The sequence below is a fragment of the Staphylococcus sp. Ze2 genome, from assembly GCF_048568365.1.
In the GTDB taxonomy this organism is placed as follows: domain Bacteria; phylum Bacillota; class Bacilli; order Staphylococcales; family Staphylococcaceae; genus Staphylococcus; species Staphylococcus xylosus.
This window is the reverse complement of the sequence record NZ_CP183486.1, coordinates 676,061-702,841: the sequence shown is the minus strand read 5'-3', so window position 1 is coordinate 702,841 and position 26,781 is coordinate 676,061. Positions and strand designations below refer to the sequence as shown.

Sequence of the window (26,781 nt, the reverse complement as noted above, 5' to 3'; positions counted from 1 at the left end):
CCAGGGCGTTTGAATTTCAATCCCCTAGGTTAGCTACTAAGCTTATTTATTATAATACTTTCTGAATTCAATAATTTGTAATGCATTAGTTAGTAATTTTAAGTGATATGTAATTGTATCTGTAACTTTGATTTCACTAATAGTTAATTTTGGATAATTAACTCTATTTACGTAATCAATCGTTTCTTTATCCATGCCATAGCGTGTATTATATTGTTGCCATACTTTATATAATGCACCATGATTCTTATCTAAAGTGTAATGTTTAATTTTATAAATACCTGGTAAAGCATTTGTAATATTAAACTGATATTCATTGTAATTTATATCATTCGATGAATCATTTATCGTGAAATATGGATTGTAATGTTCTGCATTCCATATAACCACTTGAAAATGATTAAAATCACCTGTAACCATACAGTTTTCATTTTTATATAAAATGTGCTCAGTGAGTTTTGAAAACATTGTACTGGTAAAAAATGCAGGTCTCTTGCCACCAAATTGATGATATAAATCGATACCATTCAACTGAGCAATAGTTTCTTTCTGACAGTATTGTTGATGTATCTCAAAATTTAGCCAGTACCCAATAGAACGAATGTCCTCGTTCATTTCCACTAATTGTTCAAAAATAATACCAGCTCGAAAATATGCGCCATTAGTATAATTTGTATTACCCGTTAATGTATTCCACTTTAACAACGTAAATGGAATACAATAATCTTTCAAACCTAACCAATGCTTAATTTGCTTCAATTTTAATTTAATATGTTTTTTTGTTTGGGTATATTGGTTATCGTCGATTGATTTAAAATTAATCATATCATTTTGATTTGCACTAAAACTAATACTATCAATATTATTTCGATGATGATCTAAAATATACTTAGTTGCGGTTGCTTGTTTTTCTGAATCAATGTTTGTATTCATCACTATTTTGACGTGAGGAAAATAATTTTTAAACAATTTCAAAAGAGACTGAAATAAATGTTCATCATTAGTACTAATATAAACTATTAAATCAAGTGATTTTCTATCCATTAATGTATTATATATGTGTTCTAATAAATAAGTCATTTCCTGATAATACACTTTAAAGTTCACTCTTGCCTTAGGTGGGTTTATTTCTATTCCTAAACCTATTTGATATTCAATTAAAAAATTAAAGCAATCATCTAACTTCATATATGGGTGAATATTGGGTATTTCTTCATCACTTTCAATCCATTTATGCTCTATAAACCCCTCTTTGATTGGATCCTTGATTAGCACATGATCTACACCGATATGATGCTTAGCTTCAAGCAGTTGTCGTCTAAACCTTTTGATGAGTAATACTTCTAAGTCCCCTATTTGTATGACATGTCCATAAGGTGACAGCCTTCGCTTTGTTTCTTTAAGTTTAATATCTATTCTTTTTTGAGCCTCAGGTGACTGTAGTAACATATCATCTGTTTGGTAAATATATAATGATAAATAATATAAATATCTTTGATAAATAACTTCTTTTTGTTCTTTATTTATAGTTTCTACTAATTCTAAATTTTTATATTTTTCTCTAAATTGCGAAGGTGTTAATTTCATATGTGCTTTAAAATGTTTTAATAAAGTGCTCGAATTACTAAACCCATGTTTCACAGCAATTTGTGTAATTGAGTTATCCGTCATGACTAAATCTTTCTTACAATGTTTCAGTCTTATATGGATGATATATTGACTAAAACCCATACCAACTTGTCGTGTGAATACTTTAGATAAATAAGCAGAACTGAGATGTACCATATTAGCTACTTCATTGAGAGAAAGACTATTACTATAATTATTTTCTATATAATTGCATACAAATGCTACACGATTATCCTCTACACTATCTCTATAAAACTCATTGCTTTTTGTAGGTAAAAATCGTGCAATAATAAACATTAATTCTATCAATTGTTGTTCTATATAAAGGCGATAAAATTCACCCCTTCTAATATAAACAACCCCGATTTTCGCTACAATATTAACAATTTGTTTATATATCGCATCTTGTATATGAGCTTTGTCCAATATATATAATTTATCGCTAAAGTCAGTTAAGTACTGTTTCAAATAACTTTCTGTTAAATGAAGCACTATACATAAAGTATCTTTGTCTTTCTTATACCTATACGGTTCTCGATGATTAATAATAAATACATCGCCTTCATTGAACTCATTAGATTCATTAGATTTCCAAATTGACATCTCATTATTCAATATTAAACCAATTCGTAACCCTTGGTTAATCTGGGTACTATCCTTAGTCTTTTCCATGAAATCTATACTATAAAAAGTTTCCATAATTCACCTCTTTATAGTTTATTATTTTAAAGAAATATCCCCAATAATCTATAAATTCTAGAATTTGTTCTTTTTTTGACAAAAAGCTAGTGCCACAAAAATGGTATTGCTTCAAAAATTTCACGTCGCTCCATTCTATCAAATGTAACTGGGGATGAAATACACTTTACAGTCATGAGTTTTAAAACTAATAAATCCTATAAATTCTTCTTTAAAATTATAAAAAATAGCCATAAAGAATTCTATTTTGATAGATTTCTTCATGGCTAATCTTAGTATGCATTCATTAACAAGTATTTACTTTTTATCTGATTTATCTATATCATCTTTTAACCCATGTCCTTCTATATCGACACTTGGCAAGATTTTGTTTAACCATGCAGGCATATACCATGATGCTTTACCGAATATTTTAGTTAATGCTGGTACTAATATTAAACGGACGATAACTGCATCAAAGAGTACACCAAATGCGAGTGCTAATCCCATCGATTTAATCATCACATCGTCTTGGAAGACAAAGGCAATAAAGACACTAAACATGATTAACGCAGCCGCAACAATTACTGGGCCACTCTCTTTAATACCTACTTTTATAGCACGTTCATTATCATGTGTTACTGTATATTCTTCGTGAATACGTGACATTAAGAACACTTCATAATCCATTGCTAAACCAAACAATAGTCCTATAGTTATAACTGGTAAAAATGCAAGCAATGGTCCTGTAGTATCGACACCAAACAGTCCTGACATTACACCTTCTTGCATAACTACTGTTGTAAATCCGAGTGCCGCCATTAAGGATAATACAAAACCAAGTACTGCTTTTAAAGGTATAATAATCGAACGGAATACAACCATTAATAATATAAAAGCTAATGCCACAATTACGCCAGCAAACAATGGAATTGCCTCATTTAATTTTTGGGACATGTCTATATTAATAACGCTTTGGCCTGAAACTTCTGTCTTGAAGTCATATTCATCTTTAGCTTTATCATTATAGTCCCTTAAATCATGAACCAATGTATTTGTTGATTCTGCGTTCGGCCCTTTTTCAGGTATAACTGCGATCATCGCATAGTCTTTACTCTCACTTAGTTGTGGAGCTGTAACTACATCAACGTTATCCATATCGTTAATATCTTGACGCATAGCTTTCAAATCATTCTGTAAAGCTTGAGGGTTATCTTTCTGATCTTTAACATTAACTAACATTGCAATTTGACCATTAAATCCTTCGCCAAATTTATCCGAGATAATATCATATGCTTTTTTCTGCGTGGAATCCGCAGTCTTCATACCATCATCTGGGATACCTAAACGCATATCTTTAACTGGTATAGCAACTAATATTAGTATAATTAAACCAACCAATATAGCTAATAATGGTTTTCCTACAACAAATTTTGACCATCCTGTGTCGTTATCATTTTTAAATTCTGATTTCGTTCTTTTAGGTTTAATTTGTTTATGGAATATACTTATTAATGCTGGTAATAAAGTAAGTGCACTCACCACTGCTACAAATACACTAATTGCTGAAGCAAACCCCATAACTGCTAAGAAATCTATTCCTACAAGAGATAGACCACATACTGCAATAATTACAGTGACACCAGCAAATATCACTGCACTACCTGCCGTACCTACTGCTAGTCCAATTGCTTTAATATGGTTTGTTTCAGTCTTCATTATTTGTCTATATCTAAATAATATAAATAATGCATAATCTATTCCAACTGCTAAACCAATCATAACTGCTAAAGTCAAAGTAACATTAGGTATATCAAATGCATATGTAAGTAATGAAATCACACCCACACCTGTACCTAATCCAAGTAATGCGCTGATGATTGGTAAACCTGCAGCAATAACTGAACCAAATGTAATTAATAGTACAACAAATGCTACAATGACACCTATTATCTCAGAAGCGCCACCAATTTCTGTCGACTCCATACCCGTACCCATTAATTCAACCTGTACATTATGGTCTTCTTTAATTTCATCTACTTTTTCTTTGATATTATCTTTAGAACTTGATTTAAGTGATGTCGTTTTAACATCATAATTGACATCTGCAAATGCAGTTGTTTTATCTTTACTAATCTGTTTACTGTCATAAGGATCAGAAACATTTTTGATATCTTTATCGTCATCTTTAATATCTTTCAAAGCTTTTTTGACGTCTTTTGTCACATCAGGCTTAACGATACCTTCTTTTGCATCGCTTTTTAATACAACTCTTATTTGAGCTTTTTCACTATCTTGACCAAATTCATCTTCAATTTTCTTGTTAGTATCGAGTGATTGTAAGCCATTCATAGTAATGTCATTATCGAACTTCGGCGAACTTATTGTAAGGGGAATAATAATAGCCGCAAGCAAAACTACCCACGCAACAATGCTCCACCATTTATGCTTAGCCACAAACGATCCTACTCTATATAAAAACTTTGCCAAACTATTGCCTCCTAAATTAATCAACGTTATAGTTTAAATATATACTGTAGATTATTTCTATCCACATATTAAATGCTTTACCCTTTTATTAAAAGAATTAATTATTACAATTTGTATATTTAAACTACAAATAAGGAGAAATGTATATTGAACACAAAAGATTTACGTGTTATTAAAACTAAACGTGCTCTCTCGAAAAGTTTCTATGAATTACTTGAAAAACAAACTTTCTCAACTATTACAGTAAATCAAATATGCGAAAAAGCATTAGTACATCGAACAACATTTTATAAGCATTTTTATGACAAATATGATCTTTTGATTTATTTGATTAAATACGTAACAAAAGATTACTTTTCAATCGATTTAAAAGAACGTATCAATGCACCATTTACAGTAATAGATAGAACTAGTGATGTGATTGAATTGCAACGTATTAAGGACAAACAACAACATGACAAAGAGTTTGAACGTACGATATCAAATCACTTCATTAGTGTTTTACAGAATGATATTAAAGAAAATGAGCACCGTATTTCAGTTGACTCTGATATTCCTGCCGAACTTATATTTTATGTTTATGGTGCAAGTCTGTTTGGATTTACAGAGTGGATTAGAGAACAATGTATCGAACTGCCACCTGCTGAACTAGACAAGTATTTCAGGAAATTAATTAATATTCAAGTCATAGATGAATAAAAAAGGAGCGACATACGCAATCAATTTTGATTGCGTATACTCGCTCCTTTTAGTCATTTATTTTAGAACATTTCTGAAACAACTTTTTGTTCTAAGAAGTTTAATAAGTAGTCTGGGCTACCTGTTTTAGCATCCGTACCTGACATTTTGAAGCCACCAAATGGATGATAGCCTACAACTGCTGCAGTACAACCACGGTTGAGGTATAAGTTACCTACGTCATAAGACTCTACAGCTTCAATCCAGTTTTCGCGATTATTTGTAATCACTGCACCAGTTAAACCATAATCAGTATCATTAGCAATTTCTAATAACTCTTCAAAGTCTTTACCTTTAACAAATCCTACAACCGGACCAAAGATTTCTTCTTGCATAATTTGGTCGCTTGATTTAAGGCCAGAGATAATTGTTGGTTCAATGAAGTAACCAGTAGAATCATCTGTGCCGCCACCTTGTTCTAACTTACCTTCTTTACTGCCAATTTCAATATAGTTCTTGATTTTATCAAATTGTTTTTGATTAATAACAGGACCCATATATGTGTTGTTTTCAGTGTTACCTAACGTTAAGTTCTTAGTTAAAGCTACTGCTTTTTCTAACACTTCATCATATACATCTTTGTGAACGATAGCACGAGAACATGCAGAACATTTTTGTCCTGAAAAGCCAAATGCTGACGTTACAATAGACTCTGCTGCTAAATCTGTATCGATGTTTTTATCAACTACAATCGCATCTTTACCGCCCATTTCAGCTATAACACGTTTTAAGAATTGTTGACCATCTTGTACTTTTGCAGCTCTTTCAAAGATTCTTGTACCTGTAGCACGAGAACCTGTAAATGTTACAAAGTGTGTGTGTACACTATCTACAAGGTAATCACCGATTTCTTTTGGATCACCTGGAACAAAGTTAACAACGCCTTTAGGTAATCCCGCTTCTTCTAAGACTTCCATTAATTTATAAGCAGTTAGTGGCGTATCTTCAGCAGGTTTTAAAAGCACTGTGTTACCAGCAATTACTGGTGCCAATGTTGTTCCAGCCATGATTGCGAATGGGAAATTCCATGGTGGGATTGTTACACCTGTACCGATAGGTTTATAGAAATATTTATTATGTTCGCCTTCTCTATCTAATACTGGTTTACCATCTGCAAGTTCCATCATTGATCTTGCATAGTATTCAATGAAGTCAATTCCTTCTGCAGCATCACCAACAGCCTCATCCCATGGCTTACCTGCTTCATAAACCATAACAGCTGAGATTTCTTCTTTACGACGTCTAATAATCGCTGCAACTCTAATTAAAAACTCTGCACGGTCTTTGTGAGACCATCTCTTCCAAGATTTATATGCTTCATTAGCCGCATCAAATGCATCATCTACATCTTTTTGCGTTGCTTTTGAAACTTCAGCAATAACTTCAGAAGTATTAGCCGGATTGATAGACTGATACGTATCTTTTGTGAACTTCTCTTCCCCGTTAATAACTAAAGGAATTTTTTGATTCAATTCACCTTTAACTTTCTCTAAAGCTTTTTTGAATGATTCGACATTTTTACTATCTGTAAAATCAATGCCTGGTTCGTTGTGATAATTGACTACCATTTTTCTACCCCCATGTCAGTTTGTAAATAGAAAACTAAATGGAAATGTTTCCATTCTTAATGCCATTGTATAGATATCAAACAATAATTGCAATCGCTTACAACCTTTTTTATTAAAATAAATGGTGTTGAACTCATTTCATCAAATTGCGTTGATATTTGAAATTTTATTCAATCACATTTATTATCACTTTAATAAATATATAACATAGAGATTTAATAATTTGTAATCTAAACTTTACATTTAGATTAAATTCAATATGTTAGGATGATTATTCACAAATAATTATTTTTATATTTATTTTAAAAATACAAATAGAACAATCGAGAGGTCAGCTATAATGAGAACTTATACATCTGTGATATTTTGGATGCGTGCGATAGCTTGTTTAAGTATTGTTCTTATTCATTCGATTACAACAACTTTTAGTAAAATGGATTTTGTTGGTTATGGTACAACTATTAGAGTATTACAATTACTTCTTATGTTTAGCACACCATTATTCGTATTTATTTCAGAATTTTTATTAGCTAAAAATTATCACGTTAAAACTAAACCAGGATTTTTGAAGAGTAAGTTAATCTATCTATGTATTCCTTATATCTTGATTAATCTTGGTATTTCATATTTTTATTTCGAACCCAAAACATTAGCTCAATATATGCATAATGTCGGAGATACTATGTTTCATGGTGGTGCCGTCACCTACTTTATTGTCATTATCTTCCAATTTTACATATTGCATATTCTTTTTGCTAAGTATTTAATTAAATGGAAACCTATTCCAATGATTATTGGTTCGATAATATTCGCTACAATATACTGGGCGTTCCGCCAGTATGTACCACAATCAGAAAATGATATTTTAGGCTTATTTTGGGAAAGAGAAGGCTGGATGTTATTTTTAGGATGGATTAGTTATTTTTTACTTGGATTTTATACAGGTATTTATTATGAAACATTCATGAAAAATATTAAACGTTTCACTTGGCCCATTATTATAGGACTAGTAATTGCCTCCTCTATTTTAATTGGTAATTACCTGTTAGGCGTTAGTACTTGGGTGGAATCAAAACGTTTTGACATTCCATTTTATGTCACTATGGTCATATTAGTCTTTTTCTTATTCTCTTCTTATATAAAATATGTCCCTAAATTTATATTATTTATTAGTAACTATTCATTTTGTATTTACTTAACCCACTATTTCTTTGTACATGATTTAGGGTTATTAAGAGCTGATAGTTCGATACGTAATATTGTATTTAACTTTATTATCACTTTAGTAGTGTCTGTCTGCTTAGCATATTTATTTAACCTATTTAAGTTTGGTAAATTTATTGTCGGTGGTATCGGTAATATCAAATATGATAGTGTTTATGAAAGTTATAAACATGGCAAAATGAATTAACGTTATTCGCTCCATGAATTGCATATAAAAAAGGTGAGACAGTAACTTATTACTTCTGTCTCACCTTTTATTTTAATTGTCGCTAATTATGTTCCAATTTTGTTTGACAATATCTTGAGTATACACAATATTCAATAATACTATTTCTCATTACTTTCAATACGATTAAATTTTGTTGATTACTTTTGCTCTATAACGTTAAGTTTATTACGCGCCTGTGGAGTTTCATCTACCTTAGCTCTTCGCATTCCATTATAGTTACTTTAGTTTCTTCTGTTATAATTATTATACACACTCGGCTCATACAGGCTTTCTGTATGTTTTTGTTTTCTTACCAACAGCATAATGCCAGCAATCAACCATAGAACCGCCGTAAGCCAATTTAGCGTTAATACGGTAACAATGCCAAGAAGAATAAAGCATACGCCTACAACTTTTGGAATTTTATTAATGAATAAAGCAAATATAATTGCCAAAACAGTGCATATAATCACTATAACTAAAGCTAGAAGAAATATCTGACTAGCAACATCTACTAAATTAGATGCATCTATTTGTGGTGTGCCTTGATCATACATACTGCTATTATAAATAGCATCTGCTAATTCGTTTTTCACGCTTACATCATTTAAAAATGGTGTGATAATTGCCATTAAAAATATTAATATAAACTGTAAGATAATACCAATCCATACAAGTACTTTTTCTCCAGTTCTCTTCATATGTATCCTCCCAAGAAATCATTATGACTCAATGCATCTACTAATTTATTATAACGTCACTTTTAGTATTTTAAAACCGTATTTCAAAGTAATTAAAATATGTTCAACACTATAATTTTCTGAATTTTTGGTAAAATGATATTATTATTTTATAAGGGGATGATAAATTTGGACTTACAAATACAACAACCAGCTACAATAAGAAAAATGATTAAACAAGGAGAACTGACTGACCATACAAGTGGTATGGCCAAAGGCTATATTCAGGCTAATGTTGTCATACTTCCTTCTGCTTACGCTTATGACTTTTTGAAATTTTGTTTTAGAAACCCTAAAACTTGCCCACTCTTAGATGTGTCTGAAAAAGGATCGAAGTCATTTCCTACCTTTGGTCAACAAGCTGACATTACTACCGAAGTTGCTGCCTATCGTGTTTATAAACAAGGTAAACTCATAGAACAAATACCTAACATCGACGCTTTGTTTACAGAAGATATGGTTAGTTTTTTAATAGGCTGTAGCTTTACATTTGAACATGCATTACTGGAAGCCGGTATTCCTATACGTCATTTAGAAGAAGGACATAATGTACCAATGTATATGACTAATATTCCAGCTGCCGATAGCGGCCAATTTTCTGGTAACATCACCGTAAGCATGCGTCCTATGACTATGCAACAAGCGATTAAAGCAACGGAAATCACTTCTCGTTTTAAAAATGTACATGGTACACCTATGCATATTGGAAATCCTTCAGAAATTGGTATTTCTAATATAAGTAAGCCTGATTTTGGTGAACCTGTAATAATTAAAAATAATGAAGTTCCTGTCTTTTGGGGATGTGGTGTGACACCTCAATCTGTCGCTTTAGATGCTAAACCAGACATTATGATTACACACGCTCCCGGTCATATGTTCATTACAGATATTCCTGATAGCCAATTAAGCGATTAAAGAAAAGCACTTTGACGTATCTAAAAACAAACGTCAAAGTGCTTTTTTATTTTATCTTGCTTCAATGTCTTCTTTTGAAACAATTGGATGATTCTTAAATATAATAGAACATACATAACCAACAATTAAGCCAATAACACCTACAATAGCACCGTAAATAAAGATTTTCACTGGATCGTTAAATCCAAACATAACCAAAAATCCAGCTAACGGTGTAGCAGTACCTGTAGCATCATTGATCATACCGGAAGAGGCAATGACTGCACCTGCAATCGCTCCTCCTATAAAGTTTGCTGTATATATCGGTATTGGATTCGCAGACACTACGTCGGCTTGAGATAGTGGTTCGATACATACTGCAATTCTAGATCTACGGTCACCTAATTTTAGTTTGCTAAACATGGTACCATTGATGAATGAAGAAGCAAATGACACCATTGCTGCAATCGCCATTGGCATACCCGTAAGCCCTAATAATGCAGTTAAAGCCATAGAACTTAGTGGAGCTGTACCAACAACAGTGATGACCCCACCCAAAATAATCCCCATAATAATTGGACTTACTTCAGTTGAACTTTGGATAATGTCCCCTATTTTTAATAGCGAATTATTAACTAACGGCGTTACACCCGTTGCAACTAATCTCGCTAAAGGCGCAATAATAATAATACCTACTATTAAATCTATACCGTCTGGTACTTTACGTTCAGCATATTTCATTAGATAACCAATTACATAACCAGCTACAAATCCTGGTATCAAATCTAAACCACCACATGAAGCAGCGATTGCCAACGCATAAACCGGTGAAACACCAATTGCTAATGATACTAAGCCCGCTGCCGCTACGCCACCTAGACCTCCAGCAGCATCACCTAATTCACCTAAAAACTTAATACCTAATAAATCTCCACCTACATATTTGTGAAAAGCTTCTACTAAAAATGTTGCAATTGCTGCATTTGCTAAAGCTCCCATGGCACGCATACCTTTAGGTGCTCGATATGTAAATATTGTAAATAAAGCTAACACTATAATTAAAAATAATGTTCCAATTAAAATATCCATATTCAATATTCCTCTTTTCTTGTCTAGTAATCGTTAAGTTAGATATGGAAATCGTCATTTAAAAGTTGGCTTGTTCAAACAATCTGTAAAAACTTTATATTTTATAAATTTTGCATTCATGTTTATATAGTCACTATTATTACTCTTACCATTTCACTCACATTTTTATATTTTAACACAAATCTCAATTATATTCCGAACAATTTAATTATTTTTAATTTAAGCTCTGCGGAATATTTTTCAATATAATTTTAATTTGTTCTTTGATATTACACAACCAAATACAAATATAATTCCACTCCCTACAACATTTATGTGAAAGATACATCGATTTTTATTATTTATCCAAACTAAATCGAAACTCTATAAATTAAAACAAGAAATTCAAATTATATAAAATACCGCCAAAACAACAATCTTTTGACGGCATTCTCTTAAATATTATATGAATGTATCATGTAAAATCAGAAAAAACTTGCTTATTGATTAATTGTACTAACAGTTTTAGCAGGTGTGCCGAGTGCAAGCGCATTGGCAGGTATGTCTTTAGCAACCACACTACCCGCTCCTATAACAGCACATTCACCTATAGTCACACCCGGCAATACAGCTACATTTGCTCCTATCCAAACATTGTTTCCAATATTGATGGGTAAAGCTTTTTCTATCCCTTTGTTCCTCGATTGATAGTCAAGAGGATGAATTGCTGTATATAAGCCACAATTAGGACCAATAAATACATCATCTCCAATCGTAATTTTATTGCAATCCATAAAATAACAATCGTGATTAATAAAGACACGCTGGCCTAAATTGATATTATAGCCATAATCAGCTTGGAATGGACTTAGTAATTCTAATGATTGAGGCTCATAATTTAAAATCTCTGTTATTATTCCTTGTCGCTGTGCTTGATCGCTAGGACGAACATGGTTTAAATCAAAACATAAATCTTTAGCTTTCATTCGCTCTGCCCCTAAATCTTTATCATTGTTTGCATCGTACCATTCACTAGCTAGCATCTTATTTTTTTCACTCATAATTATTTCTTCCTTTCTTATCATAGACATTTAGTTTAATTCACCTATTATTATAATTACATATTATACTTCAATGCTATTTAGGTCATATGACTTAACAATTGATAAATCAATGTTCCAGCATAATTTCCTACGACGTAACCCAATGTTCCTATTATAAGAATAGGTCCAACAAGTCCTGTCCATCCTTTTCCAATAGCTAGTGCAGCTGCTGTTGTGGGTCCACCTGCTGTGGCATTACTTGCTAATAATATTTCTTCAATTTTAAATTTAAATGCTTTACCTAACAACAAACTTAACCCTAAATTAAAAATAAGTATCATAATAACAAAAACAAAGAGTAAAGGTGCCGTTGTTATAATTGTGGCAAAAGAAGCAGGAATCCCTATAACTACAAAGAAAATATAAATTAAAAAAGTTCCTATTTCAGATGCACCAGCTAACTTTTCAAAGAAGTCTCCCCATATCGCTACCACAATTAATGTTAAAGTAGTTAATAAAAGATAGGCATCTCCAAAGAAAGAACTAATAATAGTGAGCACAACGTTACTTTTAGGTATCCATTGTTGAACCAATTCAGCACCTTTAAAACTTACTGCTACAAGTGTTATTGCACTCGCTACCGAAAATGCTATATCTAGCAATTGAATTTTTTGGGGTTGCCAATACGATTGTTGCACCTTTGGAGATTGTTCTATATTATAATCTGTTTTAAAATGCTTTTTAATTAATGGAAGTGAAGGGAGCGCAATCAATAGCATAAAGTACAACGCCATAACGCTATTATCTGCGACTACTGTTGATGACACCATATCCCCTGGTGTTTCAAGTTTAGAGCTTAACGCCGCAAAATTAACTCCACCACCAATATAACTACCTGTCATCATCGCTCCTATCTTATTCAAATAAGGTATCCATTGATTTAATATAATAAATGCAACAAATGTTCCAATCATAGTTCCTATCGAAGCAATGAAGAATATAATCAACAATCTTCTACTTTCTTTCCATATTTTCATAATATTAGAACTAAATAACAGTAATGGTATCGATAAAGGTACAATGTAATCCCATACAGTATCATAAACTGGTGAGCTCGTTGGTATCACCTTAAAGTTAGATAATACCATCGCACCAACAAGTGCAATAATAGCCCCAGAAATTTTACTAGCCCATTGATACCTCTGTTCTAAAAATAAGCTCATAGTTGCCCACACAATAATGATTGCCCATAAAATCCATGTATCTCCTTTGTCTATAAGTGCCCCCACTACCATAAAATCATCCCCTTGCTTATATTTGTTTTAATCTATTACTTATATTCTATCAGTCTCAGTTGTATATTTTTATAATTTTCTGAAAAATTAATTGTCTATACGTTAGCTTATTGATATTCTTACAGTTATAGCGTCATAAACAAGGGGGAAATAATTATGAAACAAAAAATCGGGTTATTTTTAGGCCCTTTACTTTTTCTTATTTTTTACTTTATTCCTGGGATAACAGGGTTGGATGACTCACCTAGAGCTGTACTTGCAGTTACACTATTTGTGGCAACATGGTGGATAACCGAAGCTATTCCTATACCAGCAACATCCCTACTTCCATTAATTCTACTTCCATTAACAGGAGGCACTGATGAAGTTATCGCATCGAGTGCTTATGCTGATCCTATCGTATTTATGTATATGGGTGGATTTATTATTGCTTTAGCCATTGAGAAATGGAACTTACACAAGCGTATTGCAATGACCATTATATCAATGATGGGAACAAGTAGTAACCGTATCATCCTAGGTACTATGATTGCTACCGCCTTTATCTCTATGTGGATTTCAAATGCGGCTACGGCACTCATGATGTTGCCTATTGCTTTAGCACTCATCAAAGAAATTAAAGACGCACAATTTCTTAAGCCTGAGTCTGCTAGTAAATTTAGTAAAGCACTCCTCCTAACTGTAGCCTATTCGGCCTCTATAGGTGGACTAGCAACACTTATCGGTTCAGTGCCAAACGCCGTTTTTGCGGCAATTGCGTCGTCTAGCCTTGATAGGAAAGTATCCTTTGCTCAGTGGATGATTTTTGCCGTACCTCTTACTGTCATATTATTAGCAATTCTTTATTTCTTACTAACGAAATGGTTATTCAGAATTGAAGATGCTGATCATATATCATCAGATTTTGCGAAGAAAGCATTACATGATTTAGGACCTATGTCTAAGGAAGAGAAACTTACGGGAATTGTTTTTCTATTTGTCAGTCTTTTATGGATATTTGGCGGATTACTCCCTGGTTCATTACATATAACAGACACTAGCATTGCAATGTTTGGCGCAGTATTACTGTTTCTCATTCCTGCAAAATCCAAAAAAGGAGGGCTACTTATATGGGGCGATATGACCAAACTCCCTTGGGGTATACTACTCTTATTCGGAGGCGGGTTATCTTTAGCTGCAGCCTTTGAAGATTCAGGACTTACAAAATGGTTTGGTAGCATGATGGGAATTGTAAAACCTCTACCATTAATATTAATCGTGCTAGTATTATCAACAGCAATTCTATTTTTAACAGAGGTGATGTCAAACACAGCTGTTTCTAATATGTTGATGCCAATTAGTATTGGCTTTGCAGCAGCGATTAGCCAAGATCCGTTTATAATTATGGGTATAGTTGCCCTTTCATCTACATGTGCATTTATGCTGCCGATTTCAACACCACCGAATGCAGCCATATTTAGTTCTGACGAAATAGAGATGAAAGATATGGTGAAAGCTGGCTTTATATTAAATATTTTCGCTATCATTGTAATTTCACTCTTTGCTTACTTCTGGTTACCTATCGCATTCGGATTATAAAAAATAAATTAAACACAATCATTTAATATACAACATACAACTTATGTATGATACACTTTCTATACTATGGACGCATGTTTTACTAGAAAAAACACTGTAAAATAACGTTATAAACTTATAGAAGGAGTCAATAATTATGAAATTCTTATTTAAAGGAGCGATAGCAATTGTCTTAATACTTGGTATAGTAAAAACATTCCAGGAACACGATGTTGTTTCAGAAGCGACAAACTATTATAACCAAGTTAAAAGTGGTGAAATTGTACAAAGTATTGAAAACATTAACTTCGACAGCTTAAAAAATTTAGATTTCAATGATCTGAAACCTTCAGATTTCTTCTAACGTTTATACACTTTCTTCTAGATAAAATAATCTACAACTGACATAAATTGTTTATACTGAAATTTCCAAGACAACCTTCAGACATAAAAGCAACGAGACAGCCAAAAGACTGTCTCGTTGCTTTTTATTTTTAATTTTATATTATGATGTGATATAGTCTCCGCCATTCACATGTATAACTTGACCAGTAATATAAGAACTGTCTGCATATGATGCTAAGAAAACGTATGACGGTGCAAGTTCTGCTGGTTGCCCTCTTCTTCCCATTGGTGTATCTCCACCTTGATTCTCAACTTTATCTTCTGAAAAAGTAGCAGGAATTAATGGTGTATAAATTGGTCCTGGCGCAACAGCATTTACTCGAATACCTTGATCAATTAAAGATGACGCTAATGAACGTGTAAAAGCAACGATTGCACCTTTTGTAGCAGAATAATCAATCAGATGAGCCGATCCTCTATAAGCAGTTACACTTGTAGTATTTATAATTGCATCACCATCTGTTAAATGCGGTGCTGCAGCTTGTGATAAGAACATCATGCCAAAAACATTTGTTTCAAACGTCTCTTTAATCTGTTCTGGCGAAACATCTTCAAAGTTATCCTGAGGGAATTGTACCCCTCCATTGTTAACTAATATATTTAATCCTCCAAAATCTTTAACGACTTTATCAATTAAATTTTGTGATGCGTCGACACTTTTTAAGTCATGCGCATATGCTTTCGCATTGACACCTAATGAAGTTAATTGTTCTACTACCGCTTCAGCATCTTCCTGTTCATCGAAATAACCAATCGCCACATCTGCCCCTTCTTTGGCATATAATACCGCAACAGAGCGACCAATCCCCGAATCTCCCCCAGTAACCAATGCAATTTTACCTTGGAGTTTACCACCACTTTTGTAACCTTCCATCTCAGTAATAGGTTGTGGATTCATATCTTTTTGTATACCTGGCTGTCTATCTTGCGTATATCCTTTAATTTCTTTATGGAATTCAGTTAAATTCATATGCTACATACCTCCATTTTACCCTTTTACTGCCAAATACCACTTTCAATAGGAATCAAACATGTTCGACCAACATTCAATAGTAAACAACTTATTAATACCACAAAAAAAGCCTTTGAGAAATATACGGATTTCCCAAAGGCTTACATGGTATAAACAACGTGCAATTTATTCAGCAGACACCTCTGCTAATCATTTATATCTACTTTGTAGTAAATATACTTTTTCTAGAATTAACCAATATAGGCAAGCTTACTTTCATCTATAGCAGTTAAGTTCTATCTTATTTTAAATGACTTCTATGATTTCCTTTAAATTGAATGCTTTACGATCCTACTTGAATGTACAAATGCCATAATTGCAAATATACAATACACAACAGAATAAGTACCCATAACAATATAAACTGGTAACATACTATTACCGCCCATAAGTAATATAAATGCTTTTGCTGCAAAATAAGCATGCAGTAAGGATACAATGAGAGGTAAGCCAAAGTTAAACATCACTTTTAAAGCTAAACCTTTTAACATATCGTAATGTGTATAGCCAATTTTACGTAAAATAATAAAATTTGGTATTTCATCTTCAGTTTCATCCATCTGTTTAATGTAGATGATACAGCCCGCTGCGACTAAAAAGGCTAATCCTAAAAATGATGTAACAAATAATAAAATACCTACAGTATCATCCATCGATTGACGTACCATTTTTTTCGATTCGATATTTGGCGACACTGATTTAGCAATTTGGTTTGCTGCTTTCCAATCACTTTGTTTTTCCAAATTATAACCAAATTGTTGTCTTGTTTCGCTAGAATTAAGTTTTAAATCATTATATTTATCATCACTAACTAATAACACCGGACCACCAAAACTAATTGCACTCATGAAGTTAACGTCTTTTTCTGATCCAACGACTTTAAACGTTTGTTGGGATTGATTTTCTAACACAATCTCACCTTTTTCATTGTGCTGAACCATTCCTCCAGGAGCTACCATATTAACCACTTTCGCACGATTACCATTAACTTGATTATCATTAAAATTTTTGTTGCTCGTAATTAACATCGAATCACGTTTAAACATATCTGGATTACCATTATCTTTAAAAAAAGTATCTTTCGACATTTTCACTTCAGAAACTTCTTTATACTTTTTATCAAAATCGATATGCGCTTCTTTCATTTTACTTTCAAATGACTCTGCTTGTTTATTGTCAATAAAATTAAAATCTTGAGGTGATGTCAAGGCGACATTATCATCAATAGTTGATTTACTGATTGCCCCAAAACAAAGAACAGTAACCGTTACTGCCGATATAGTTGCAATTATCGTTAACGACAAAGCATTTTTCTTCATTCTATGCATGATTGAAGATGTAAATACAACATCAGTGATTGACACTTTGCCACGTTTTGCATTTTTTATCATTTTAAAAATAACAGATACAGAACTTCTAAAGAATAAATAAGCACCTACTACTGTTAAAAACAATATAATAAATGGTGTAAACATCATGTTACTTGAGAATTTCCCAAACATTTCTGTAGACATATAATAGCCAATCACAATCATCACAATACCTAAGATACCTGAGCAAACCTCAACTATTGATATGGTATTCTTTGATACTTCTGATTTTGTACTATCATTCATCATCGATAAAATACTACGTCTGCGTAAGAAAATATAGCTTTGTATAATAATTAGCAGCATAGATATGAATATTAGTAAACCTGTTTGAAATACTGCAGCAAATTGGAAAGTTAAAGCTACACTTGTACTAATATGCAAAACTTTTAACACAACCATGAGTAATAACTTAGATCCAAACACCCCTACTATGACACCAATGATACCAGTGACTAAAAACATAGCAATCTGTTCAATTATAAGCATGCGCAATATATTAGACTTAGTTAGGCCAATCAATTGGAATAAAGCAAATTCACGCGTACGTCTCTTAATAAACAATTGATTTGCATACATTAGGAAGATAATGATGATAAAAAATAAGAAATAAGATCCAACGTCAGACCCCTTTCTTATAATTGCCATTGAATTCTCATTATTAATACTATCTGTATATTTTAAAGTCACGAAACTAAAATATAATACGATACTTACAATCAATGAAAAAATATACATCGCATAATGACGTAAGTTCTGTTTTAAATTCTTAAGTACAATTTGATTAAAACTCATGTGCGACACCGCCTAATGCCGTCTGCATATGAATAATATTTTTATAAAAGGCTTGATTTGAATCATCACCTTGGTACACTTCAGAGTGAATATTGCCATCTTTTAGCATGATTACTCTATTAGAATAACTTGCTGCGACAGGATCATGTGTAACCATAACGATTGTCGCTTCTAAATTTTTATTTAAATCTTCTAAGCGATTTAACAAATCTTGTGCACTTTTAGAATCTAATGCACCTGTTGGTTCATCCGCAAATATAATCGCTGGTTTATGAACGGACGCACGCGCTGCTGCAGTACGTTGTTGTTGGCCACCAGATATTTCATTAGGGTATTTATGGCCTAAATCTTGAATCCCTAAAGCCTTAGTGACTTCACTATAATTTTGCTCTTTCTCTGTTTTAGACATTTTTTGAATGGAAAGTGGTAACATAATATTTTCTTTAACTGTAAGTGTATTTAGCACACTATAATTTTGAAAAATAAAGCCCACTTCTTTTTTTCTGAAATCAGCTAATGCTTTATTACTCATTTTATTTATTTTATTGCCATTGATTTCGACCGTACCACTCGTAATATAATCAATAGAACTTAAGACGTTTAGCAATGTTGTTTTTCCTGATCCTGATGGTCCCATTATCGTAACAAACTCGCCTTTTTCTATAGAAAAATCAAGGCCTTTAAGCACTTCTTGTTGTCTATGTCTGTTGCCATAGCTTTTAGTAAGCCCCTCTACTTTTAATATAGACATGTCCTTCACTCCTTAAATAATTTATAACCTTAGTTTAACTAAGACGCAGTATATTTTCGTTCGTTTCATCTAACAACCTTAGGTTCTAAAATGACAAACTTGTCACACCTTTTGAAAATCATGATTCACTCATATTTTGAACTTTTTATTTTAGAGCTACTTTTATAGCTTAGGAGTAATAACTTTCACCATATGATATAATAGTCTAGTTCATTTTTAAATAAGGAGTAAAATAGATGTTAAATAAAATCAAACGCGAATGGCTAACCGCTCCAGGAATCAATATATTGGCTGGTATCGTCGTCGCCTTAGCATTAATTCCAGAAGCCATTTCATTTTCAATTATAGCAGGAGTAGACCCTATGGTTGGTCTATATTCCTCCTTTATTATTGCAGTTGTTATTTCTTTCGTAGGTGGAAGACCAGCTATGATTTCTGCAGCAACAGGATCTGTAGCTCTAGTTATTGTACCTTTAGTACGTGATCACGGTGTCCAATATTTATTAGCAGCCACTATTCTAATGGGGCTTATTCAAATTATTTTCGGCATATTAAAAATTGGTCGTTTAATGAAGTTTATCCCCAACTCTGTCATGATTGGTTTCGTTAATGCCTTAGCAATCATGATTTTCTTAACACAAATCAAACATATTTTTGGCATATCTTTTGCTACTTATCTATTTGTTATCGTTACCTTATTGATTATCTACCTTTTACCACGTATTTTTAACAAGATACCTGCACCACTAATTGCAATCATATTATTAACAGTAGCTTACATAGTGACTGGTGCAAATGTAGAAACAGTTGGAGATTTAGGTGAAATTAAACGTTCATTACCTCAATTTTTTATTCCTGATGTTCCGTTCAACTTAGAAACACTAAAAATTATTTTCCCATATGCCTTATCTATGGCGATTGTTGGACTTGTGGAAAGCTTGCTTACAGCTCGAATTGTTGATCAAGCAACAGATACCTACAGTAGTAAAAACCAAGAATCTCGTGGCCAGGGAATCGCCAATGTTATCACCGGTTTCTTTGGTTCTATGGGTGGCTGTGCGATGATCGGTCAATCTGTAATCAATGTCCGCTCTGGTGCTACGACGCGCCTTTCAACCTTCACTGCTGGTGTGTTCTTAATTATTTTAATCATCGTATTTGGTGATTGGGTCGTTGAAATTCCGATGCCAATTCTAGCAGCTATTATGGTTATGGTTTCTGTGGGGACTTTTAATTGGGGGTCATTTAAATTCATTAAAAAAGCACCTCGTACAGATGCGCTCGTGATGCTTCTTACCGTAACTATCGTATTAATTACAAGCAATTTAGCATTAGGCGTAATTATTGGTGTAATTGTAAGCGCCTTGTGTTTCGCTACCAAAATTTCAAATGTTTCCGTACAATATGAAGAAATTGACCATGCTATTCATTACAATATCAAAGGGCAAATCTTCTTTGTTTCTATAGATTCATTAATGAACCAACTCAATTTAGAATTACGGGACAAAACTATCTATCTAAATTTTAAAGAAGCACATTTATGGGATGATTCAGCAGTTAATGCCATAGATACATTAATTGAAAATTACCATAAAAAGAACAACAAAATTTATGTCCAGCATCTAAATAAAGATAGTCGTAAAATTGTTAACGAATTAAGTAAAGTAAACCAGCAGCATCTTTTATAAATTCAAGTTAGTTCGCATAGAATACAGAATAAGCATATTAAATTGATTTTGTTGTTTCATTTATTAAGTTCCAACAAAACTAAACTATAGTAAAGTAAAATACCATTATTTTTTATTATTAGTGTGTTTATCATTGAATCAACCTTACGAACAGAATGTATAAAGCAAACAAGCCAAATTAGTAAATCATTATCGTAATATCTTGAGGGACTAGGAATACAAAGTCAATTTGTAAATTTTGATTTTGTATTTCTAGTCTCTCTTTTTTAAAACAACAACATTGACAACTATACCTACTAGGGGTATATTAATAGTGTAAAGATTCTATTGTTACGGGTATTTATTTGCAACCTGAAAGGAGGCTACTCCAATGAGTGAACAGAAAAAAACTACTTTCAATATTACGGGTATGACATGCGCAGCTTGCGCTAACCGTATTGAGAAAAATTTAAACAAAATGGATGATGTTGAAGCTAACGTTAACGTAACAACTGAAAAAGCCACAATAATTTATAACCCTAGCTCGACTTCGTCTACTGACCTTTCCAATACAATAGAAAAAACAGGATATGGCGTATTAAATGAAAAAGTTGACTTAGACGTGACAGGCATGACATGTGCCGCATGTTCTAACCGTATTGAAAAGGTATTGAATCGTACTGATGGTGTAGAGGAAGCTAACGTAAACCTTACAACTGAAAATGCTACGATTTTATATAATCCTAATTCAACTTCCGTCGATACTTTAATTGAAAAAATTCAAAAATTGGGCTATGATGCGCAGCCTAAAAAAGAAGCTGATGAAAAACAATCACACAAAGCAATAGAGTTAAAACGTAAACTTACAAAATTAATTGTTTCAGCTATATTGGCTTTCCCGTTACTATTAACTATGTTTGTACATCTCTTTAACATGCAATTGCCTTCAATTTTAATGAATCCATGGTTTCAATTTATCTTAGCAACTCCGATACAATTTATCATTGGTTGGCAATTTTATGTTGGGGCATATAAAAATCTTCGCAATGGTTCAGCAAACATGGATGTATTAGTAGCATTAGGAACGAGCGCAGCCTATTTTTATAGCTTATATGAGATGATTAAATGGCTGAACAATACAGAGATTATGCCTCATTTGTATTTCGAAACAAGTGCTGTACTCATTACACTTATTTTATTTGGTAAGTATTTGGAAGCACGTGCAAAATCACATACAACAAATGCCTTAAGTGAATTGCTAAACTTGCAAGCTAAGGAAGCACGTGTACTACGTAATAATGAGGAATTTCTGATACCTTTAAGTGAAGTCGTAGAAGGCGATTATTTAATTATTAAACCGGGAGAGAAAATACCAGTAGATGGAAAAATTGTCAAAGGCAAAACTTCTGTAGATGAATCCATGTTAACCGGTGAATCTATACCTGTTGAAAAAACACAGCGCGATTATGTTATTGGTTCAACAATGAATCAAAATGGCGTGCTCACAATCGAAGCCACGAAAGTTGGAAAAGACACTGCGCTCGCTTCTATTATCAAAGTAGTTGAAGAAGCTCAAGGTTCTAAAGCACCTATTCAGAGACTTGCTGATATTATATCTGGCTATTTTGTGCCTATTGTAGTTTGTATTGCTATTCTAACATTTACTATATGGATTACTTTAGTACACCAAGGCCAATTTGAACCAGCTTTAGTAGCAGCAATTGCCGTCATGGTTATTGCTTGCCCTTGTGCACTTGGGTTAGCCACTCCTACTTCGATTATGGTAGGTACTGGAAAGGCTGCCGAAAACGGTATTCTATTTAAAGGTGGCGAACATATTGAACGTGCGCATCAAATCGATACCGTTGTCTTAGACAAGACAGGAACTATCACACACGGAACACCTGTAGTTACAGACTTTGATGGCGATAGTGAAACATTACAATTATTAGCTAGCGCCGAAAAAGCTTCTGAACACCCACTCGCAGAAGCTATCATTAATTATGCAAAAACAAAACAAGTTGATTTATTAGAAGTTCATGACTTCGAAGCGGTACCTGGACGTGGCATCAAAGCTACAATTGACGGAAAATCTTTATTGGTGGGTAATCGTAAATTCTTAGAAGATTATCACGTAACCATTAATAGTTCTGAACTACAATTATCCCAGTTTGAACAATCAGGTAAGACGGCTATGTTGATAGCGGTTGATCAACAATTAAGTGGTGCAATCGCAGTAGCTGATACTGTCAAAGATTCTACCAAGAAAGCAATCCAACAGTTACATGATTTAAATATAGAAGTCGTTATGTTGACTGGAGATAACCAACTTACAGCAGAAGCCATTGCTTCACAAGTTGGTATAGATACAGTCATTGCACAAGTGTTACCAGAAGAAAAGGCGACTAAGATAAAATCATTACAAGCTAATAATAAGACTGTAGCTATGGTAGGAGATGGCGTAAATGATGCCCCAGCATTAGTCCAAGCAGATATAGGAATTGCTATTGGTACAGGTACAGAAGTTGCCATAGAAGCCGCTGACGTTACCATTCTTGGTGGTGATTTGTTACTCGTACCTAAAGCAATCACAGCTAGTAAATCGACTATACGTAATATACGTCAAAACCTATTTTGGGCATTTGGTTACAACGTTGCAGGCATTCCTATTGCTGCACTAGGTTTACTCGCACCATGGATTGCCGGTGCTGCAATGGCTTTAAGTTCTGTAAGTGTTGTCGCTAATGCGCTTAGATTAAAACGCATGAAATTATAATTAAAATTTGAGATGATTATATGACAAATCATTTTTAAGGAGGTGATTGATATGGCAACTGAAACAATTAAAGTAGAAGGTATGAGTTGTGAGCACTGTAAACATGCAGTTGAAAGTGCCCTAACAAATCTTGATGGTGTATCAACAGCTGATGTTAACCTTGAAGAAGGTAATGTTAAAGTTGATTTTGATGATAACAAAGTCACATCACCAAACATGTACGAAGCAATAGAGGATCAAGGTTATGACGTAAAATAAAGTTGCTAGGACATATTTAATGTCTCGGTCTCAACTCAGTGTGATAGCAGTAATTAAATAGAGTTGAAAAAAGCTTTTAAACCAGCCTTTTTCAACTCTATTTATCCATACCGGAGTAGGACAACGAAATCTTCTCTAACAAATTAGATTTCTGTCCTGCTCTTTTTTTATATTTTCACGGTTTAAATCTATATTTGCTCTCTTATTAATTCACGCGTAATTTAGTATCACCAGTCTCAATAACTTCGATTGTTGCATCTAAAGCATCGACAATTAGGTTTTCAACAGCAGCATCTGTATAAAAAGCAATATGAGGCGAAACAATAACATCTTGTCGTTCGATTAATTGCTTTAATACTTCATCCTTTAATCCCGTTTGTCGTTGGTCGCTTGGAAACAATCCTTTTTCCCATTCATATGTATCAATTGCTGCCCCTTTTAAAATACCGTTATCCAGCGCATGTACTAACGCACTAGTTTTTACAATGGATCCTCTTGCACAATTGATAAATACTGATCCTGGTTTAAATTCATTAAACAATGCATCATCAAATAAATAATCGCTATCCTTACTTGCAGGAATATGAACCGTAACAATATCAGCCTCTTGCACAGCTTCTTTTATACTATTGGCATACGTTAAAAATGACTTATAGCTTTCATTAGGGACAACATCGTAAGCAATCACTTCAGCTTCAAAACCTTGTGAAAAGATCTTAGCAACGATTGAACCGATACGACCAGTTCCTATAACAGCAACTTTCAAATCTTTAATAGAGCGTGATAAGATCTCTGGTTGCCATCTAAAGTCATATGAAGCTGTTTTTTGTTGTATATCATTATAGTTTCTAACCAAATTAAGCGCCTGTGACACTGTGTATTCAGCAATAGAATGCGGTGAATAAGATGGCACATTAGAAATAATTAAATCATATTTTTGAGCTAAATCGAAATCATATATATCAAAACCAGCACTTCGTTGAGCAATTTGCTTAATTCCAAATTCATGCAACTTGCGATATACATCTTCACCAAAAGGAATTTGCTGTGATATCGAAACACCATCAAATCCTTTTGCACGATCGACAGTTTCTGATGATAGTAATGCTTCATCTAAATCGACAGTTACACTATGCTTTGTTGACCATGCCTTAATATAAGGTATATCCTCTTCTCTTACTCCAAAAATTTTAATACTTGTCATAAGTTAATCACTCCAATCAGATTTGTTCTATTCATAAAGATGCTTAAGCGCTTGTATCCTTTCTGCAGCCTCTAATAATGATTCATCATCTAATGCTAAAGAAATACGCACATAATCTTTTCCATGTTCTCCAAATGGTATACCTGGCGCAACAAGGATTGACTGTTCTTGTAATAAATAATCAACAAAACTTTCCCCATCAAAGTTTCTCGGCGTACGTAACCATAAGAAAATGCCACCTTTCATTGGTTCAAAAGGTATGTCCGCTTGTTGTAGTTTAGCTTCAAATTCATCTCTACGACGTTTAAATGCTATATTTTGCTCTTCTAGAAAAGCGTCATAATTATTCAAAGCGTATGTTGCTGCGTCTTGCAATGCGCCAAACATACCTGCATGTGTATGTGATTGATATTTTTTTAATGCTTGTATAATATCTTTGTTTCCTACTGCAAAACCCACTCGAAATCCTGACATATTGTAGCCTTTTGATAATGAAAAAATTTCTACTGCTAAGTCTTTTGCTCCTTCTGCTTGCAATATGCTAGGATTTTTAGCATCGAAACCAAAAGCACTATATGCAAAATCATGAACGATTTTTGTCTTTGTTCCCTTAAAACGCTCAATCGCTTCCTCAAATACTGATTTTGTAGCAACTGAACCTGTCGGATTATTTGGATAAGTCAAATAAACTAAACGAGTATTGAGTAATATTTCTTTGCTTATTTTGTCCCACTGAGGCAAATAATAAGGAGGTTCTAAAACGAGTGGTTGTGGTCGGGCATCAGCAAGTAATACCCCAGCTTTATAATCCGTATATCCAGGATCTGGTAACAACACATTTTCCCCTGGATTCACGATGCATGTTGGTAAACCTACAAGACCATTTTTAGTACCATATAAAATACATACCTCATCTTCTTTATCTAATTCAACTTGAAATTGTCTTTGATAAAAATCTACTATTGCTTGTTTAAATGAGTCTTTACCATGGAAAGCAACATACTTTTGATTGTCGGGCTGACGTAGCGCATCAGCAAAACAGTCAATAATTCCTTTGGGCGTTTCACCATCAGGAATACCTACAGCCATATTAATTAAAGGTAATGGACCATGTTCTACTTTCTGGCCCATTGTTCTTGCAAAATAACTATCTGGTATCTGTGCCAATCTATCTGAAATTGTCATAAAAATCCTCCTATTAAAAAAACTATATGCCGACTTGTGTGGCATATAGTTACACATGTCACCTATCTTTCAAGCATTATTGCTTGTTGGAAGTAGCACAGTACTTTTATAACAAAGTCTGTTGCTGAAGCTTCATCAGGCCAAATCCCTCAGCTTCTCTGGATAAGTTTATTAAATTACCATTAATTTTATCAGAATATTCAAACATGTCAACATAAATAAAGAG

General features: G+C 33.2%; 19 protein-coding genes, 1 pseudogene and 1 riboswitch. Of the genes and pseudogenes, 8 read left to right on the top strand and 12 right to left on the bottom strand.

The features are described from left to right. Positions 1-42: 42 nt before the first annotated feature. The gene (gene aryK, locus ACM591_RS02920) at positions 43-2,328 is read right to left on the bottom strand and encodes a transcriptional regulator AryK (protein ID WP_186335508.1); all 2,286 of its coding nucleotides are present in this window, start codon (positions 2,326-2,328) and stop codon (positions 43-45) included. Between the two features lie 327 nt (positions 2,329-2,655). Then, a pseudogene (locus ACM591_RS02915) lies at positions 2,656-4,797 on the bottom strand (MMPL family transporter); the annotation flags it as partial. A 147-nt stretch (positions 4,798-4,944) separates the two neighbouring features. Between ACM591_RS02915 and ACM591_RS02910 the strand changes: the two are divergent. Then, a complete protein-coding gene (locus ACM591_RS02910; RefSeq protein ID WP_038679182.1) occupies positions 4,945-5,496 on the top strand; it encodes a TetR/AcrR family transcriptional regulator in 552 nt (183 codons plus the stop codon). A 62-nt stretch (positions 5,497-5,558) separates the two neighbouring features. Here the strand turns inward: ACM591_RS02910 and pruA are convergent, their stop codons facing one another. After that, positions 5,559-7,103: an L-glutamate gamma-semialdehyde dehydrogenase gene (gene pruA, locus ACM591_RS02905; RefSeq protein ID WP_418354419.1), complete on the bottom strand. Its 1,545-nt coding sequence runs from the start codon at positions 7,101-7,103 to the stop codon at positions 5,559-5,561. A gap of 340 nt (positions 7,104-7,443) precedes the next feature. On the opposite strand from pruA, the gene ACM591_RS02900 reads away from it, so the two are divergent. After that, positions 7,444-8,514, top strand: coding sequence for an acyltransferase family protein (locus tag ACM591_RS02900; protein WP_326025986.1), 1,071 nt, complete (start codon positions 7,444-7,446; stop codon positions 8,512-8,514). 263 nt (positions 8,515-8,777) lie between these two features. On the opposite strand, the gene ACM591_RS02895 is transcribed toward ACM591_RS02900, so the two are convergent. Further along, positions 8,778-9,236 carry a DUF4064 domain-containing protein gene (locus ACM591_RS02895; protein WP_326025987.1) on the bottom strand — a complete coding sequence of 153 codons (459 nt, stop codon included), beginning with the start codon at positions 9,234-9,236 and terminating at the stop codon, positions 8,778-8,780. A 159-nt stretch (positions 9,237-9,395) separates the two neighbouring features. Between ACM591_RS02895 and ACM591_RS02890 the strand changes: the two genes are divergently transcribed. Next, positions 9,396-10,190: a putative hydro-lyase gene (locus ACM591_RS02890; protein WP_135059160.1), complete on the top strand. Its 795-nt coding sequence runs from the start codon at positions 9,396-9,398 to the stop codon at positions 10,188-10,190. A 51-nt stretch (positions 10,191-10,241) separates the two neighbouring features. On the opposite strand, the gene ACM591_RS02885 is transcribed toward ACM591_RS02890, so the two are convergent. From ACM591_RS02885 to ACM591_RS02875, 3 genes are all read right to left on the bottom strand, one after another. Continuing rightward, a complete protein-coding gene (locus tag ACM591_RS02885) occupies positions 10,242-11,258 on the bottom strand; it encodes a PTS sugar transporter subunit IIC (RefSeq protein ID WP_029378182.1) in 1,017 nt (338 codons plus the stop codon). Positions 11,259-11,737: 479 nt separating this feature from the next. Continuing rightward, positions 11,738-12,298: a sugar O-acetyltransferase gene (locus ACM591_RS02880; protein WP_326025988.1), complete on the bottom strand. Its 561-nt coding sequence runs from the start codon at positions 12,296-12,298 to the stop codon at positions 11,738-11,740. A gap of 80 nt (positions 12,299-12,378) precedes the next feature. Then, positions 12,379-13,575, bottom strand: a complete 1,197-nt coding sequence (locus ACM591_RS02875) for a DUF819 domain-containing protein (protein WP_326025989.1) — start codon at positions 13,573-13,575, stop codon at positions 12,379-12,381. Between the two features lie 156 nt (positions 13,576-13,731). Here ACM591_RS02875 and ACM591_RS02870 point away from each other — a divergent pair, with 156 nt between their 5' ends. Both ACM591_RS02870 and ACM591_RS02865 read left to right on the top strand, forming a co-directional pair. Next, the gene (locus ACM591_RS02870; protein WP_135059161.1) at positions 13,732-15,153 is read left to right on the top strand and encodes an SLC13 family permease; all 1,422 of its coding nucleotides are present in this window, start codon (positions 13,732-13,734) and stop codon (positions 15,151-15,153) included. 136 nt (positions 15,154-15,289) lie between these two features. Continuing rightward, on the top strand, positions 15,290-15,496 hold the full coding sequence (locus ACM591_RS02865) for a hypothetical protein (RefSeq protein WP_029378178.1): 207 nt from the start codon (positions 15,290-15,292) through the stop codon (positions 15,494-15,496). Positions 15,497-15,637: 141 nt separating this feature from the next. Here the strand turns inward: ACM591_RS02865 and ACM591_RS02860 are convergent, their stop codons facing one another. The 3 genes from ACM591_RS02860 to ACM591_RS02850 form a co-directional block, all read right to left on the bottom strand. Next, positions 15,638-16,507 carry an SDR family oxidoreductase gene (locus ACM591_RS02860; RefSeq protein WP_029378177.1) on the bottom strand — a complete coding sequence of 290 codons (870 nt, stop codon included), beginning with the start codon at positions 16,505-16,507 and terminating at the stop codon, positions 15,638-15,640. Between the two features lie 311 nt (positions 16,508-16,818). Then, the gene (locus tag ACM591_RS02855) at positions 16,819-18,714 is read right to left on the bottom strand and encodes an FtsX-like permease family protein (RefSeq protein ID WP_038679191.1); all 1,896 of its coding nucleotides are present in this window, start codon (positions 18,712-18,714) and stop codon (positions 16,819-16,821) included. Then, entirely contained in the window at positions 18,704-19,465 is a 762-nt protein-coding gene (locus ACM591_RS02850) for an ABC transporter ATP-binding protein (RefSeq protein WP_029378175.1), read from the bottom strand. Before ACM591_RS02850 ends, ACM591_RS02855 begins: the two co-directional genes overlap by 11 nt. A gap of 236 nt (positions 19,466-19,701) precedes the next feature. Between ACM591_RS02850 and ACM591_RS02845 the strand changes: the two genes are divergently transcribed. The 3 genes from ACM591_RS02845 to copZ all read left to right on the top strand — a co-directional run bounded on the left by ACM591_RS02845 (position 19,702) and on the right by copZ (position 24,166). Next, on the top strand, positions 19,702-21,153 hold the full coding sequence (locus ACM591_RS02845) for a SulP family inorganic anion transporter (protein ID WP_029378174.1): 1,452 nt from the start codon (positions 19,702-19,704) through the stop codon (positions 21,151-21,153). Positions 21,154-21,523: 370 nt separating this feature from the next. Further along, positions 21,524-23,908: a heavy metal translocating P-type ATPase gene (locus ACM591_RS02840; RefSeq protein ID WP_326025994.1), complete on the top strand. Its 2,385-nt coding sequence runs from the start codon at positions 21,524-21,526 to the stop codon at positions 23,906-23,908. A 51-nt stretch (positions 23,909-23,959) separates the two neighbouring features. Further along, positions 23,960-24,166 carry a copper chaperone CopZ gene (gene copZ / locus ACM591_RS02835; protein ID WP_029378172.1) on the top strand — a complete coding sequence of 69 codons (207 nt, stop codon included), beginning with the start codon at positions 23,960-23,962 and terminating at the stop codon, positions 24,164-24,166. Between the two features lie 205 nt (positions 24,167-24,371). On the opposite strand, the gene ACM591_RS02830 is transcribed toward copZ, so the two are convergent. Together ACM591_RS02830 and ACM591_RS02825 are read right to left on the bottom strand one after the other, a co-directional pair. After that, on the bottom strand, positions 24,372-25,370 hold the full coding sequence (locus ACM591_RS02830) for a D-lactate dehydrogenase (protein ID WP_081225137.1): 999 nt from the start codon (positions 25,368-25,370) through the stop codon (positions 24,372-24,374). 27 nt (positions 25,371-25,397) lie between these two features. Beyond that, a complete protein-coding gene (locus tag ACM591_RS02825; protein WP_326025995.1) occupies positions 25,398-26,555 on the bottom strand; it encodes an aminotransferase class I/II-fold pyridoxal phosphate-dependent enzyme in 1,158 nt (385 codons plus the stop codon). 59 nt (positions 26,556-26,614) lie between these two features. Further along, positions 26,615-26,724: riboswitch (SAM riboswitch) on the bottom strand. Between the last annotated feature and the right edge of the window lie 57 nt (positions 26,725-26,781).